We start from the raw sequence: 13,372 nt of genomic DNA on the forward strand, positions 1-13,372 counted from the left end.
TTCCTCGGGTCGGTGGGTACGGTCGGCGCGGGCCCCCGGTCACGTCGCCGACTCCAGTTGCCGTACGCGGCGTTCCACCCGTTCGGGCAGCGGGCGGCGGCGGGCGAGCGCGGCCGGCAGCCGGCGCACCGCCTCGGCCAGCGCCAGCCGGGCTTCCGGGTCCGTACGGCTGTCGAGCGCCAGCCGTGCGGTGTGCGTGAGCGCGTGCCGCAGCGGCCGCCGCAGCCACGCGGTGAGCAGGACGTTGCGCCGTACGCGCGCCGCGCGGCCCGGCCGCGGCGCGCCGTCCTCGCCGTCGGGCTGGTGCCGGGCGACGAGCGCGGGGCAGTAGGCGACCCCCCAGCCCCCGGCTTCCAGGTCCATGGCCAGCAGTGTTTCCTCGGCTCCGAAGTGCAGGACGGGGTGGTAGCCGCCGACCTCCAGGAAGGCGTCGCGGCGGGCCACGGCGGCGCAGCCCAGGAAGCCGAGCACCGAAGGGCCCGGCAGGTCGGGGTCGCGGCCCAGCGGGGAGGCGGCCAGGACGTCGTTGAGCGGGTCGGGGTCGGCGGCCGGTCCGACCAGGGTCGCGGCGGCGGCCAGCCCCAGCCGCGGGTGCGCGGCGAACAGGCCGGCGGCCCGCGTCAGGGCGCCGGGCTCCCACCAGGAGTCGTCGTCGCTGAACGCGACGAGCGGCGTGCCGAGGGCTGCGGCGCCGTAGGTGCGGCCCACCGCGCCGAGGTTGTGGCCGGGGGTGAGCACCCGTACCGAGGGGTAGCGTGCGCGCACGGCGTCCGCGGTGCCGTCCGTCGAGCCGTTGTCGACGACCACGACGGGCGGCTTCTCGGCGAGCCGGGTCACCCGGTCCAGCGTCCCCAGCAGCCGTTCGCGCCGGTTGCGGGTGATCATGACGACGCCCACGCGCGGGAGGTCCGGTGCCCGGCCGTCGTCCGCCGCGGCACCGCTCGCGGGCGCGGGCGCGGTGGCGGTACCGGGCGGCCCGCCCGCCCACGCCGTCACGGGCGCGGCTCCGTCCGTGCCGCGGCGGCGCGGGCCGCCCGCCGGGCCAGCGCGGTCGTCGACCGGCCGTCGAGGTACGGCAGGACGAGCGCCTGGCCGCCCCACTCCAGCAGCGTGGCGGCCTCCGGCAGCGCGTCCACCGAGTAGTCGCCGCCCTTGACCCACACGTCGGGGCGCAGCCTGCGCAGCAGTTCGACGGGGGAGTCCTCGTCGAACACCGCGACGGCGTCCACGCTGCCCAGGCCGGCCAGTACGCGGGTGCGGTCCGCCGCCCGGGTCAGCGGCCGGCCGGGGCCCTTGAGGCGGGTGACGGACGCGTCGGAGTTGACGCAGACGATGAGGCAGTCGCCGATCCGCCGGGCGCTTTCCAACAGGCCGACGTGACCGGCGTGCAGCAGGTCGAAGCAGCCGCCGGTGGCGACGACCGTGCCGCCCCTGGCCCGCACGGAACGGGCCAGTTCGAACGGGTCGGCGGGCCGTTCCGCCGCCGGTTCGCCGGCGGGCGCCGCGCTACGCCACAGGGCGTGGTTGCCCGCGCCGCCGGCCGCGACGAAGGCGGCCGCCTCCGCGACGGCCCGCTGCACGGCCTCCTCGGGCAGCCCGCCGTCGGCCAGCGCCGCCGCCGCCGTGGCGGCGAAGCAGTCGCCCGCACCGCAGGGGTCGCCTTCGGCCCGGTACGGCGCCGGCACCAGCATCGGCGAGTCACTGCCCGCCCTGGCCAGCAGCGCGCCGCGCGCGCCGAGCGTCACCGCGACGGCCGCGGCCCGCCACTCCGCGGCCAGTTGGGCGCCCCGCACGGCACAGGCGTGCAAGGACCGGTCCTCGCCCGCGGCCAGGGCGCGGGCTTCGGCGGCGTTGGGGGTGACCAGCCGCGCGCCCGGCACGGGGGCGTCGCCCTTCGGATGCGGGTCCCACAGCAGCGGGACGCGGCGCGCCACGCCGGCGAGCAGGCCGCGGACCGCCGTGGCGGTGCCGCGCCCGTAATCGGCCACGAGTACGGAGCGGGCCCCGGCGAGCGCCTCGTGTACCCCGGGCCCTGGCTCGCCCGGCCGGCCGCCACCGCGGTCGATCCGTACCAGCGGCCGGCCGGACGCCATCACCCGTGTCTTCTCCGGGAGCCGGCCGTCCAGCGGGATCTCCACGAGGCGCACCACGCCGCGCAGCGCGCGCCGTACCGCCTCGCTCGCCGGGTCCTGACCGAGCGCGGTCACCAGGACGACCTCGCGCCCGCACCGCGCGGCCAGCGCGGCGGCCAGCCCGGCGCCGCCCGGCCGGCTGCGGTCCTCGGCCACGTCCACGACCGGTGCGGGCGCGTCCGGGGCCAGCCGCGAGGCCTCGCCGTCGATGTCGCGGTCCAGCAGGACGTCGCCCACGACCACGAGGGGCTGACGGGTGCTCATACGGGCCTCCCGACGGCGGCCGGCGCGGCGGGTGCCGGGGAGCCGACCGCGTCGAAGTGCTCGCACAGGATGTGCACCGCGATCAGGTGCGCCTCCTGGACCGTCGCGTTGCTGGGGGATTCCACGCAGACCGCCTCCTCGGCGGCGTCGGCCAGCGGATTGGGCCGGGGCCCGGTCAGCGCCCACACACGCAGCCCGGCGGCCTGCCCGGTCTCGGCGGCGGCCAGCAGGTTGCCGCTGCGGCCCGAGGTGGACATCAGCAGCAGCACGTCGCCCGGGCGGCCGTGGGCGGCGACCTGCCGGGCGTAGATCTGCTCGAAGCCGTAGTCGTTGCCGATGGCGGTCACGCTGGAGGTCTCGGCGTGCAGCGAGATGGCGGAGTAGGCGGGGCGGTCGTGCTGGTAGCGGCCGACGAGCTCGGCCGTCAGGTGCTGGGCCTGCGCGGCGCTGCCGCCGTTGCCGGCGGCGAGCAGCCGGCCACCGACGGGCAGCACGGCGCCGAGGTGGGCGCCCCACCCGGCTATCCGGCGCAGGTGGTGGCGGCGCAGGTGGTCGACCGCGTCCTGGAGCGACTGGCAGTGGCGGTGTGCGGCGTCAAGGGGATGAGTCATGGGCGTCGGGCTCCCGGGGCTTGCCGGGGCCCGCACCTCCTTCGGACGTCTGCGGCGGGCAGGGCTCAAGACGGCAGGGGGACCGGCGTCGGCGCGGTCCGGGGCTCAGGCCACTTCCGTGACGGCGGGCCGGGGGCTCAGGACGCCCCGGTAGACGGCTTCGGTGCCGGCCGCGACCTGGTCCCAGCCGTAGCGGGCCAGCACGCGCCGGCGTCCCGCGGCGCCGCAGGCGGCCCGCCGCTCGTGGTCCAGGAGCAGTTCGCCGACGGCGTGGGCGAGCGCGGCCGGGTCGCGGGGCGGCACCAGCCGCCCGCAGTCCGGTTCGGCCACGGTGTCCAGCTGCCCGCCGACGGCGGTGGCCACCACCGGCGTACCGCAGGCCATGGCCTCCAGCGGCACGATGCCGAACGGCTCGTAGTCCGCGGGGCACAGCACCACGTCGGCGGCGCGCAGCAGCGCCGGCACGTCCTCGCAGGGCACGCCGCCGGTGAAGGTCACCCGGTCCGCGACCCCGGCGTTGCGGGCCACCTCGCGCAGCCGCCGCACCTCGGGGTCCCGGTCGAGTTCGCCGGCGGGCGGCCCGCCGGCGATGACGAGCCGGGCCTCGGGCAGCCGGGCCAGCGCGGCGACGGAGACCTCCGCGCCCTTGCGGGGCACGAGCCGGCCGAGCTGGAGGAGCAGCGGATGGTGCGTACCGTGGTCGGCGGCGGGCCCTTCGGGGGTGAAGCGGTCGGTGTCGACGCCGCACGGCACCACGCTGACCTTGCTGTCGCCGATGCCCATCCGGGTCAGTTCGGCGACCTCGTCCCGGCAGGTGGCGACCACCCGGTCGCAGCCCTCGCCCACCTCGATCTCGCTGCCGACGCGGGAGCGCGGGCTGGTGTCGGCGTCCCCTTGGTGGCGCCGCTTGACGGTGCCCAGCGCGTGGTACGTGTGGGCCAGCGGCAGCCCCAGCTCGCGGCACGCCTGGAGCGCGGCGAGGCCGGACATCCAGAAGTGGGAGTGGACCAGGTCCGGCGCCCGTACCCGCCACTGCGCGGCGAGGCAGTTGCCGAAGGCCGGCATGTACGGCAGCAGGGCGTCCTTGGGCACGTGCCGCGGCGGTCCTGCGGGGACGTGCCGCACCAGCACCCCGGGCCGCAGCACGACCTCCTCCGGCAGGTCGGCGGAGTCCCGCCGGGTGTAGACGGTCACCCGGTGCCCCCGGTCGGCCAGCGCACCGGCCAGCCGCGCGACATGGACGTTCTGGCCGCCGGCGTCGACGCCGCCGAGGACCGCCAGCGGACTGGCGTGTTCGGACACGAGCGCGATGGACAGGCGCGGGATGTTGCCGGGAAAGGTCATGCTTGCACCTCCGTTATCAGGCGTTCCCAGTCGTGCAGGAAGCGCTTGAGCCCGTAGCGCTCCAGGGCCGCCTGGCGGGCCCGCGCGCCGTCCTCAGCCGCCGCGTCGGGGTCCTCCAGGTACGTCCGGGCTGCTCGGGCCAGGATCTCGGGCCGGTTGGACAGCGTGCCCGCGCCGGGCGGCACCGCCTCGGCGGCCTCGGTGGTGGCCAGGGCCACCACCGGCATGCCGAGGTGCATCGCCTCCAGGAGCGACAGGCCGAGCGAGGTCCAGCGCACCGGGTGCAGGTAGACCCGGCGCTGCGCCATCGCCCCGTGCAGTTCGCCCTGCGGGAGGTCGGCCGTGCGGCAGCGGTCGGCGGGCAGGCCGAGGTGTTCGGCGAGCCCGTCGGTGCGCATGCCGAAGACGTCCAGCGGTGCCGCCGCGGACAGCTCGGGGAGCAGGTCGGTGCCGACCGTACGGCCGCGGCGGATCGGTTCGTTGACGACGACGGCGGCGCGCGCGAGCCGGCCGGTGTACTGGTGGCCGGGGTCGACGATGCCGTGTTCGATCACTTCCGTACGGGTGCCGCCGTTGTCCCAGAACAGCCGGTTGAAGTGGGTGACGTGCACCAGGACCAGGTCGTCGCGGTCGGCGTACGGGTGCCGGGTGCGGGGCACGTCGCCGTCCGGCGCGTTGTGCTCCAGGTAGACGGCGGGGATGTCCCGGCCGGGGCGGCGCCCGCCCAGCCAGCGTTCCGCGAGTTCGAGCTCGTGCGGCCGTTGCAGCAGGACGAGATCGACCTCGGCGTCGCGCAGCTGTGCCGGAGTCCTCTCCACGACCGATTCGGGCCAGGGGAAGGTCCGCGCCCGGCCCAGTCCGTCGGGGCCGCGGTCCGGGGTGACCGGCACCAGATAGGTGTGCGGACCCTGGACGAACGCGGTCGCCCACGATCCGTGGACATGCCAGAGCAGGATGTTCATACGGTCGCACCTCGTTCGGTGTCGGTGGCCGTCCGGGCGGCTCCGGCCGCCGGGCGGGAGGTCTCGCGGGCGGCCGGGTCCGCGCCGCGTACGGGTGCCGGGCGGTCGTCCGCGCGCCCGGGGGCCGGCGGCACCGGGGCGCGCGCCGGGCCGGTCAGCCGCGTCACGGCCGCGAGGACCGCGGTGTCGGCGACCGCGTCGAGACAGGGGTGTCCCGGCACCGGGCACCGCCGGGCGCGGCTGCCCGCGCACGGCGCCTCCTGGTCGCCGAGCAGCACGTGCGGCACCCCGTACGGCGCCCACAGCCGCGCGGGCACCACCGGCGCGAACAGGCAGACCACCGGCGTTCCCACGGCGGCGGCGAGATGCGCCGGGCCGGTGTTGCCGACGACCACCGCCCGCGCGCCGGCCAGCACCCCGGCGAGCTGGTGCGCGTCGGTGCGCCCGCCGAGGTCCAGCGCGTGGCCGTCCGCGACGGCGGCGGTCAGCTCCCGTTCGCCGGGCCCGCCGGTGACGACGACGCGGTAGCCCGACGCGCTCAGCGCCGCCGCCGCCCGCGCCGCCCGCGCGGCGCTCCAGGCGCGGGCGGGTACCGCGGCGCCCGGATGCAGCACCACGTACGGGTCGCCGCCGGTCAGCGGCCGGGTGTCGGGAGGCGGGAGGACGCCCAGCGCGCCGTCGTCGCCCGGCGGCAGGGCGAACCCCGCGTCCCGCGCGAGGTCGAGCGCCGCCTCGGCCTCGTGCCGCTCCGGCTTGCGGTGGTGCCGCAGGTCCAGCAGGGCGCCGGGGTAGTCCACGCCGTCCGCCGCGACCCAGCCGATCCCGGCCAGCTTGAGCAGCAGCGCCGCGGGCAGCGGACTCTGGTGGTACGACACGAGCACCAGCGCCCGGTCGAACCGGCCCGCGGACAGCGTGTCCACCAGTTCCTCGGTGACGCGCCGGTCCACCGGAGCGGGCCGCAGGCCCACCCACGGCGCGTCGTGCACGATCACCTCGTCCACGCCGGGCAGCAACCGGGCCGCCCGCTCGCCCAGCGGCCCGCACAGCAGCGCCGTGTACGACGAGCCCGCCGCCACGGCACGTACCGCGGGGCCGGCCAGCAGCACGTCGCCCGCGCTGTCCAGCCGGACGACGAGCGTCCGGGGTGCCCTGGTCATCCGGCGTCCTCCCCGGTGCCTCGGCCCGCCAGCAACAGGCGTACGGCGCCCGGCAGATCGCGGGCGTACTCCGGTGCCGCCGCGACCTCCTCGGCGCGCGTCACCGGGGTCGGCACGAGCACGCCGCGCGCACCGGCGGCCCGGGCCGCCGCCAGGTCCGCGCCGATGTCGCCGACGACGGCCGTACGCGCGGGACAGACGCCGAGGTGGGCGCAGGCGGCGAGGACCAGCCCCGGAGCGGGCTTGCGGCAGGCGCAGCCGTCACCGGGCCCGTGCGGGCACACCGCCCAGACGCCGAACGGCCCGAGACGTGCCTCGATCTCCCGCTGTACGGCCGCGACCCGCGCGCCGTCCAGCAGGCCGCGGGCGACGCCGGACTGGTTGCTCACCACGCCCACCGCGAGGCCGCGGGCCCGTACCGCGGACAGGGCGGCGCGCGCTCCCGGCATCGGCTCGACCCGCGCCGGGTCGCCGTTGTAGGGCACGTCGGCCACCAGCGTCCCGTCCCGGTCGAAAAGCACCGCCTCCAGCGGGCCCGCGGCGCCGGACAGCCGGCCGGTGGGCACCGGCATCCGCACCGGAGCCCGCCACCCCGGCACGTACAGCCACAGGTTCCCGGCCTCCTCGCGGTCCGCCGCCGGGTCCGCGACCGCCGTGGCCCCCCGGGCGGCGGCGTCCTGACGCCTGTCCACGGCTACACCCGCTCCGGCACCGGCTGCGGCAGGGCCTGCGGCACCGCGGGCGCCGGCCGGACGCTCAGCGGCGCCACCCGGCGGTGCCGCACCAGGCCGCGCAGCCAGTGCCCGGCGGCGGCCGGCGGAATGGCCGCGCTGGTCAACGCCATCGTGACCACCTCGTCGCGGGTACGGGGGCCCGGCGCGATCCGCGCCCACGCGAACTCCGCCGTGCCGCCCAGCCACAGCCCGGCGAACACCAGCGCCGCCCGCCGCCGGCCGGCCGCGGCACAGGCCAGCGAGGCCCCCGCGGCCGCCGTCACCGCCAGGTGCCGCGGCAGCCGGCCGCGCGGCGCGTCCGCGCGGTGCCACCAGTCCCGGCCGTGCCGGCGGGTCATCAGCACGTCGTCGGCGTTGCCCGCCTGGAGCCGTACGGACACCCAGCGGCCGGCCGGGCGCACCGGGTGCGTGGTGCGGCGGGTGCCGGCGGCCAGCGTCCAGCCCGCCGCCAGGGTCCGCAGCGCGAGGTCGGCGTCCTCCCGGAAGGCGCGTGTGAACCGTTCGTCGAAGCCGTCCACGGACTCCAGCGCGTCCCGCCGGTACGCCATGTCCGCGGTGATCCACTTCGCGGTCGCCAGCCCGGCGGTGTTGCGCTCCCAGTCCGTCGACCGGCGCTCCGCCGGCACCGGGACGGCGATGTCCGCGGTGATGCCGGCCGTACGCGGCGAGGCGGCGGCGAGATCGGCGGCCAGGTCCGGGCCCCACGCGGGTCCCGGCACCACGTCGTCGTCGAGGAAGACCACCCACGGCGTGGCGTCGGCGGCGCGCCAGCCCGTGTTGCGGGCCGCGGCCGGGCCCCGGGCGCAGCCGGGCACGACCTTCGTCCGGTCGCGCAGCTCCGCGGGGATCTCGGCGGGCAGCGGCGTGCAGTCGTCCAGCGGCCGGTCGTCCACCAGCACGACCTGCAGCGGTTGCGGTTCCCCTGCCGCGGCCAGCGCCCGCAGGCACGCCGTCAGGCTCGGGCGCCCGAGGGTCGGGATCACCACCGTGTAGTCGGCGGCGGTCGGCGAGGTCATCGGACCGCCTCCTCGCCGCTGCCCGCCACCGGTGCCCCGGCGCGTTCCGCCAGCCGGCCGTAGGAGGCCGGCGCCACGGGCTCCTCCTCGGTACCGGTGGGGAAGGACAGCACCTCCGCGGGGCGCCGCTCCGACCGGGACCCGGCGGCGAAGAACGCGTCCCTGCGCACCGCGAACGGGCCGATGGCCAGCAGGTCCACCGGCGTGGAACCGAAGCACTCCAGCGCGTCCCGCGGGTCGTCGACCATCGGCCGGCCCGCCGTGTTCAGGCTGGTGTTGACGACCACGGGCAGCCCGGTGCGCCGCTCGAACTCGGCCAGCATCCGCGCCACCAGCGGCTCGTCCGCCGGATCGACGGTCTGGATGCGGGCGGTGCCGTCCACGTGCACCACGGCCGGGATGCGCTCCCGCCACTCCTTGGCCACGTCGTGCACGAAGAGCATGTACGGGCTGGGCAGCTGCCCGTCGAAGATCCTGGCCGCCCGGTCGGCGAGCACCATCGGCGCCACGGGCCGGAACTGCTCGCGCCCCTTGACGTCGTTGAGCCGCTCCAGGTTCGCCGAGTGACCGGGGTGCGCCATCAGGGAACGGTGGCCGAGCGCCCGCGGCCCGTACTCCGAACGCCCCTGGAACCACGCCACGATGGCGTTCTCGGCCAGCGCCTCCGCGACGGTCGCCGCGATGTCGGCGGGCCGCTCGAAGGGCACGGCGGCGGTCCGCAGCCACGCCTCCAGCTCCGCGTCGGACCAGCCGCGGCCGAGGTCGGCGCCGGGCATCGCGGCGGGCTCCTCGCCGCCGTCGGCGCTCAGCAGCAGCGCGCCGCCGAGCGCGGTGCCCGCGTCACCGGCGGCGGGCTGCACCCACACCCGGTCGAACGGCCCCTCGCGCGCGATCCGCGCGTTGGCCACGCAGTTCAGCGCCACCCCGCCGGCCAGCGTCAGCACGCTGTCGTGCGTCCGGCCGTGCAGCCAGCGCGCCAGGTCCAGCAGCGTCTCCTCCAGCACCAGCTGGGCGCTGGCCGCGAGGTCCGCGTGCGCCTGGCTCCACGGCTCGTCCGGGTGGCGCGGTACGCACAGGTCGCTCCACGGCACGTGCGCGGCGTGGAAGCCGCCGTCGCCCGTCGGGTACACGTGGCGGCGCAGCTCGGGCAGCATCCGCGGGGTGCCGTACGAGGCCAGCGCCATCACCTTGAACTCGTCGGAGGAGCGCAGGAACCCGAGGTGCGCGGTCAGCTCCTCGTAGACGAGTCCGAGCGAGTGCGGCAGCTCCTGCCCGTACAGCGGCTCCAGCTTGCCCTGTACGCGCTGCGCGGCCAGGTGCGAGGTGGCCTCGCCGCGGCCGTCGAGCACCAGGACCGAGGAGTTGTCGGCGTCCGGGGCGCCGAACGCGGCGGACGCCGCGTGCGCCATGTGGTGCGGGACGTGGCGCACCCGCTGCGGGTCGAGGCCCGGCAGCGCCGTCTTGAGGAACCCGGGCGCCTCCCGCGCGTACGTCAGGCGCAGGTGGTCCCAGGGGTCGTCCAGGCCCATCTGCTCGGCGGGCCGGGCGAGCCCGGGGTCGAAGGAGTACGCCACCGCGTCCAGGTCCTCGGGGCGCAGGCCGGCCGTGGCCAGGCACCAGGCGGCGGCCTGTTCGGGCATCTCCCAGGCGGCGAAGGGCACCGGGCGTTTGCCGTGTTTACGTCGGGAGAAACGTTCCTCTTCGGCGGCGGCCACGGTCCGCCCGTCGACGACGAGGGCGGCGGCGGGGTCGTGGAAGAGCGCGTTGATGCCGAGAATGCGCATGGGGTTTCGCTGGCCTTTCGTCGGGAGGGATGGCGCTCTTGGCCTGCCGCCCCGGAGGGCGGGCGGTCCGTACGCCGAAGGCACCGGCGGCCGCCGGAACCGGAGGCGGCGTCAGGCCGCCCGCCGCTTGCGGAACCAGTCGACGGTGCGCGCCAGGCCGTCCCGTGGCGCCACTTCGGGCTCCCACTGCAGCTTGCCGCGGGCCATCGTGATGTCGGGGCAGCGGACCGCGGGGTCGTCCGTGGGCCGCTCGATGTACCGGACCCCGGAGCGGGAACCGGTCAGTTCGATGATCAGGTGGGCGAGGCCGAGCATGGTGATCTCGGCCGGGTTGCCTATGTTCACCGGGCCGCGCAGGTCGGAGGCGGCCGCGGCGAGGATGCCCCGGACGGTGTCGTCCACGTGGCACAGGGACCGGGTCTGCCGGCCGTCCCCGGTGACGGTGAGCGGCTCGCCGGCCAGCGCCTGCCGGATGAACGTCGGCACCGCGCGGCCGTCGTGGCCCCGCATGCGCGGCCCGTAGGTGTTGAACAGCCGCACGATGCCGGTGTCGGTGCCGTGGGTGCCCGCCTCGGCGGTCGTCATCGCCTCGCCGAAACGTTTCGCCTCGTCGTACACGCTCCGGGGCCCGACGGGGTTGACGTTGCCCCAGTAGGTCTCGGACTGCGGATGCTCCAGCGGATCGCCGTAGACCTCGGAGGTGGACGCCAGGACGAAGCGCGCCCCGGTCGCCCGCGCCACCAGGAGCGCGTTGCGCGTCCCCAGGCTCCCGGTGTCCAGCGTGTGCAGGGGCAGCCGCAGGTAGTCGGCGGGGGAGGCGGGGGAGGCGAAGTGCAGCACGAGGTCCACGTCGCGCCCGGTCTCGAACGGCTCGGTCACGTCGGCCTCGACGAACCGGAAGCCCGGCATGCCCCGCAGGTGGGCGACGTTCTCGTGTGTTCCGGTGCTCAGGTCGTCGACGCAGGTGACGGCGGTGCCCTGGTCCAGCAGGGCGGTGCACAGGTGCGAACCGACGAAACCCGCGCCGCCGGTCACCACGGCGTGTTTCCAGTTCCGGGAAAGGGCGGCGTTCATTGCTCTCCCTCGCTTCGGGGATCTGCCGGAATTCGGGTGCCTCGCCAGCCTCAGGAGAAACGTCACTCTAAGTGGCGCTGCGTCCGCTGATGACATCGTTTAGCCTGAAAAGTCGCTCAGCGACGCGTCCACTCTCCACGCAGCCCGCCCACAGGCCGCCAACCCCCCTTGCGCGCAAGGACCTTGCGGTGCGTCGCCGATGGCTCGACCGCCGCGCCAGAGTCACCCGTACGGCCGGTCCAGGCACCGCAGCAGCCCGTCGAGCAGCCCGCCGCCGGCCGGCCGCGCCGTGTGCCGCGCGGCCCGCTCCCGCCCCCGCGCCGACAGGCACCAGGCGAACAGCCGGTCCAGCTCCGCCGCTTGCGCCCGCTCACAGCCCAGTACGGCCGGCCAGTCCAGCGCCGCCGCCTGGGCGCTGACCTTCGCGCCGCCCTCGACCGGGTCCACGGCGAGCGCGGGGGTGCCCGCGCGCAGCGCCAGGACCATGCCGTGCAACCGGGTGGTCACCACCACGTCCAGCCGGGCCAGCACCGTGTGCAGTTCGCCGGGCGTCGCGGGCAGCCGCCAGTCGCGGCTGTCCAGCCGGGTGTCCAACGGCAGGCGGGCCGCGCGCACGGTGCCGAGCCAGCCCGTCAGGAGGTCACCGACCTCGGTGTGCCGGCGGCGGGCGCCGTACTCGTGCTGCCCGCCGGTCAGCACGACGCCCACGAGGGGGACGCCGGCCGGTTCCGGGGCCCGCAGGCTCAGATCCTGCGCCCCGGTCCGCCGCCCGGCCAGGTCACGGGCCAGCACTTCGTCGAACCGGGTCACGGCCGGATCGTCCGGATCGGGTACGGACACGCCCACGGCGACCCGGCGGCAGCCGGCGAACCGGTCGTGCAGCGCGAGCAGCGGGCTCGGCCCGCCGCCCGCCGGAGGACGGGAGTGCACCGGGCCGCAGGCGAAGACGAGGTCGGTGTAGCGGGCCGGATCGGCGTCGTCCAGGTGCAGCGCGTCCGGCCGGAACACCGGTGACCAGGCGGTGTCGTACGCGATCCCGGCGGTCCGCAGCGCGTGCTGCACGGCCTCGGCCGCGAGCATGTCGCCGGCCGTCACCTCACCGTGCAGAAAGCTGAACCAGCCCGTGAGCAGGACCCGCGGCGGACCGCCGGTCACGGCTCCTTCCTCCCGCCGGACGCGGGACCACGGCCCCCGGGCCCGCTCACGACACCGGTGCCACGGCCGGTGCCGCCGCCGGTGCCACGGCCGGCGCGGCGGCCGGTGCCCGTACGGGTTCGGGCAGCCGCGCGACGGCGGTGAGCACCTCCGCCGCCGTGACACGCAGCAGCCGGCTGTCCGGCTGCTCGCCGTGCGCGTCCCCGGGCCGGGCACGGTCGGTGTGGCCCGGGTGCCACAGCACCTGGTGCCGCGGCAGCCGGGGCGGACCCCACAGCCGGGGGGCGACGGGCCCGAAGAGCACCACGGACGGCGTACCGAGGGCGCTGGCGAGGTGCGCGAGGCCGGTGTCGCCCACGATCACCGCGCGGGCGTGCGCGACCAGCGCCGCCAGCTGCCGGAACGGCACGTCCGCCGTGCCGCCGAGAACCGCCGACCCGGGCAGCCCGGCCTGCCCGGCCACCTGCCGCGCGAGCGGCCCCTCCCCGGCCCCCGCGGTGACGACGACCCGGTGGCCCGCCCGGTACAGGGCGTGGGCCACGGCGGCGAACCGTTCCGGCGGCCAGCGGCGGGCCCCGGCGTCCGCACCCGGGTGCACCACGACGGCGCCGGGCGCGGGCGAGGGCCCGGCGGGCGCGTCGATGCGCAGGTCCGCCGGGTCCGCCGGAATTCCGTACCAGGTCAGCAGGCGGCACCAGCGGTCCCGCTCGTGCTCGTCCGCCCGCCAGACGGGGCCCTGGACGCCGGGCGTGGCGGGATGCGCGTACGCGAACAGCCTGGACGGGCGCAGCGCCTGCAACGGCAGGTGGCTGGCGGGCCCGTTGCCGTGCAGGTCCACGGCGACGTCCGGCGGCGGACCGCTCCAGCCGATCGTCCGCGGCACCTCACGGGCCGGTGCCGAGGCGGGCAGCAGCCGGTCGACGACGCCCGTCGCCGCGGCGGCCTCCGCGAGGCGGCGGGGCGCCGCCAGCACCAGTTCGTGGTGCGGATGGGCGGTGCGCAGCGCCCGCAGGGCGGGCACCGCCGTCAGCAGATCACCGAGGCCGAGCGCCCTGAGGACCAGGATGCGCGGCCGGTCGGCGGGAAACAGCAGGTCACGCGGGCTCGGGCGGGCCGAGGTCATACGGATGCCTCCTTGG

At 77.1% G+C, this 13,372-nt stretch carries 12 protein-coding genes; all 12 read right to left on the bottom strand.

Annotation, left to right across the window (positions count from 1 at the left end; translation table 11 throughout):
- Positions 1–39: 39 nt before the first annotated feature.
- The 12 genes from ACH4K4_RS27170 to ACH4K4_RS27225 all read right to left on the bottom strand — a co-directional run bounded on the left by ACH4K4_RS27170 (position 40) and on the right by ACH4K4_RS27225 (position 13,356).
- Positions 40–996, bottom strand: coding sequence for a glycosyltransferase family 2 protein (locus tag ACH4K4_RS27170; RefSeq protein WP_398170800.1), 957 nt, complete (start codon positions 994–996; stop codon positions 40–42).
- The gene (rfaE2, locus tag ACH4K4_RS27175) at positions 993–2,396 is read right to left on the bottom strand and encodes a D-glycero-beta-D-manno-heptose 1-phosphate adenylyltransferase (protein WP_398170802.1); all 1,404 of its coding nucleotides are present in this window, start codon (positions 2,394–2,396) and stop codon (positions 993–995) included. The genes ACH4K4_RS27170 and rfaE2 overlap by 4 nt, the downstream gene beginning before the upstream one ends.
- Positions 2,393–3,007 (bottom strand): SIS domain-containing protein, encoded by a 615-nt coding sequence (locus ACH4K4_RS27180; RefSeq protein ID WP_398170804.1) that lies wholly within the window; start codon positions 3,005–3,007, stop codon positions 2,393–2,395. The genes rfaE2 and ACH4K4_RS27180 overlap by 4 nt, the downstream gene beginning before the upstream one ends.
- A gap of 105 nt (positions 3,008–3,112) precedes the next feature.
- The gene (locus ACH4K4_RS27185) at positions 3,113–4,351 is read right to left on the bottom strand and encodes a glycosyltransferase (RefSeq protein WP_398170806.1); all 1,239 of its coding nucleotides are present in this window, start codon (positions 4,349–4,351) and stop codon (positions 3,113–3,115) included.
- Entirely contained in the window at positions 4,348–5,313 is a 966-nt protein-coding gene (locus ACH4K4_RS27190; protein WP_398170808.1) for a glycosyltransferase, read from the bottom strand. Before ACH4K4_RS27190 ends, ACH4K4_RS27185 begins: the two co-directional genes overlap by 4 nt.
- A complete protein-coding gene (locus ACH4K4_RS27195) occupies positions 5,310–6,470 on the bottom strand; it encodes a glycosyltransferase family 9 protein (protein WP_398170810.1) in 1,161 nt (386 codons plus the stop codon). Before ACH4K4_RS27195 ends, ACH4K4_RS27190 begins: the two co-directional genes overlap by 4 nt.
- Positions 6,467–7,162 carry a D-glycero-alpha-D-manno-heptose-1,7-bisphosphate 7-phosphatase gene (locus tag ACH4K4_RS27200; RefSeq protein ID WP_398170812.1) on the bottom strand — a complete coding sequence of 232 codons (696 nt, stop codon included), beginning with the start codon at positions 7,160–7,162 and terminating at the stop codon, positions 6,467–6,469. The genes ACH4K4_RS27195 and ACH4K4_RS27200 overlap by 4 nt, the downstream gene beginning before the upstream one ends.
- Before the next feature lie 2 nt (positions 7,163–7,164).
- Entirely contained in the window at positions 7,165–8,220 is a 1,056-nt protein-coding gene (locus tag ACH4K4_RS27205) for a glycosyltransferase family 2 protein (protein ID WP_398170814.1), read from the bottom strand.
- Positions 8,217–10,004: a carbamoyltransferase gene (locus ACH4K4_RS27210; protein ID WP_398170816.1), complete on the bottom strand. Its 1,788-nt coding sequence runs from the start codon at positions 10,002–10,004 to the stop codon at positions 8,217–8,219. The genes ACH4K4_RS27205 and ACH4K4_RS27210 overlap by 4 nt, the downstream gene beginning before the upstream one ends.
- A gap of 111 nt (positions 10,005–10,115) precedes the next feature.
- The gene (locus ACH4K4_RS27215; protein ID WP_398170818.1) at positions 10,116–11,078 is read right to left on the bottom strand and encodes an NAD-dependent epimerase/dehydratase family protein; all 963 of its coding nucleotides are present in this window, start codon (positions 11,076–11,078) and stop codon (positions 10,116–10,118) included.
- A gap of 222 nt (positions 11,079–11,300) precedes the next feature.
- The gene (locus ACH4K4_RS27220) at positions 11,301–12,158 is read right to left on the bottom strand and encodes a polysaccharide pyruvyl transferase family protein (RefSeq protein WP_398171045.1); all 858 of its coding nucleotides are present in this window, start codon (positions 12,156–12,158) and stop codon (positions 11,301–11,303) included.
- 121 nt (positions 12,159–12,279) lie between these two features.
- Positions 12,280–13,356 (bottom strand): glycosyltransferase family 9 protein, encoded by a 1,077-nt coding sequence (locus tag ACH4K4_RS27225; RefSeq protein ID WP_398170820.1) that lies wholly within the window; start codon positions 13,354–13,356, stop codon positions 12,280–12,282.
- Between the last annotated feature and the right edge of the window lie 16 nt (positions 13,357–13,372).

The sequence above is a fragment of the Streptomyces sp. NPDC017529 genome, assembly GCF_044329785.1.
In the GTDB taxonomy this organism is placed as follows: domain Bacteria; phylum Actinomycetota; class Actinomycetes; order Streptomycetales; family Streptomycetaceae; genus Streptomyces.

Bases quoted from the DNA above. Each gene is read 5' to 3' on its own strand.
- rfaE2 (WP_398170802.1), bottom strand. From the start codon at position 2,396: ATGAGCACCCGTCAGCCCCTCGTGGTCGTGGGCGACGTCCTGCTGGAC.
- ACH4K4_RS27180 (WP_398170804.1), bottom strand. From the start codon at position 3,007: ATGACTCATCCCCTTGACGCCGCACACCGCCACTGCCAGTCGCTCCAG.
- ACH4K4_RS27185 (WP_398170806.1), bottom strand. From the start codon at position 4,351: ATGACCTTTCCCGGCAACATCCCGCGCCTGTCCATCGCGCTCGTGTCC.
- ACH4K4_RS27190 (WP_398170808.1), bottom strand. From the start codon at position 5,313: ATGAACATCCTGCTCTGGCATGTCCACGGATCGTGGGCGACCGCGTTC.
- ACH4K4_RS27195 (WP_398170810.1), bottom strand. From the start codon at position 6,470: ATGACCAGGGCACCCCGGACGCTCGTCGTCCGGCTGGACAGCGCGGGC.
- ACH4K4_RS27205 (WP_398170814.1), bottom strand. From the start codon at position 8,220: ATGACCTCGCCGACCGCCGCCGACTACACGGTGGTGATCCCGACCCTC.
- ACH4K4_RS27210 (WP_398170816.1), bottom strand. From the start codon at position 10,004: ATGCGCATTCTCGGCATCAACGCGCTCTTCCACGACCCCGCCGCCGCC.
- ACH4K4_RS27215 (WP_398170818.1), bottom strand. From the start codon at position 11,078: ATGAACGCCGCCCTTTCCCGGAACTGGAAACACGCCGTGGTGACCGGC.
- ACH4K4_RS27220 (WP_398171045.1), bottom strand. From the start codon at position 12,158: ATGCTCGCGGCCGAGGCCGTGCAGCACGCGCTGCGGACCGCCGGGATC.
- ACH4K4_RS27225 (WP_398170820.1), bottom strand. From the start codon at position 13,356: ATGACCTCGGCCCGCCCGAGCCCGCGTGACCTGCTGTTTCCCGCCGAC.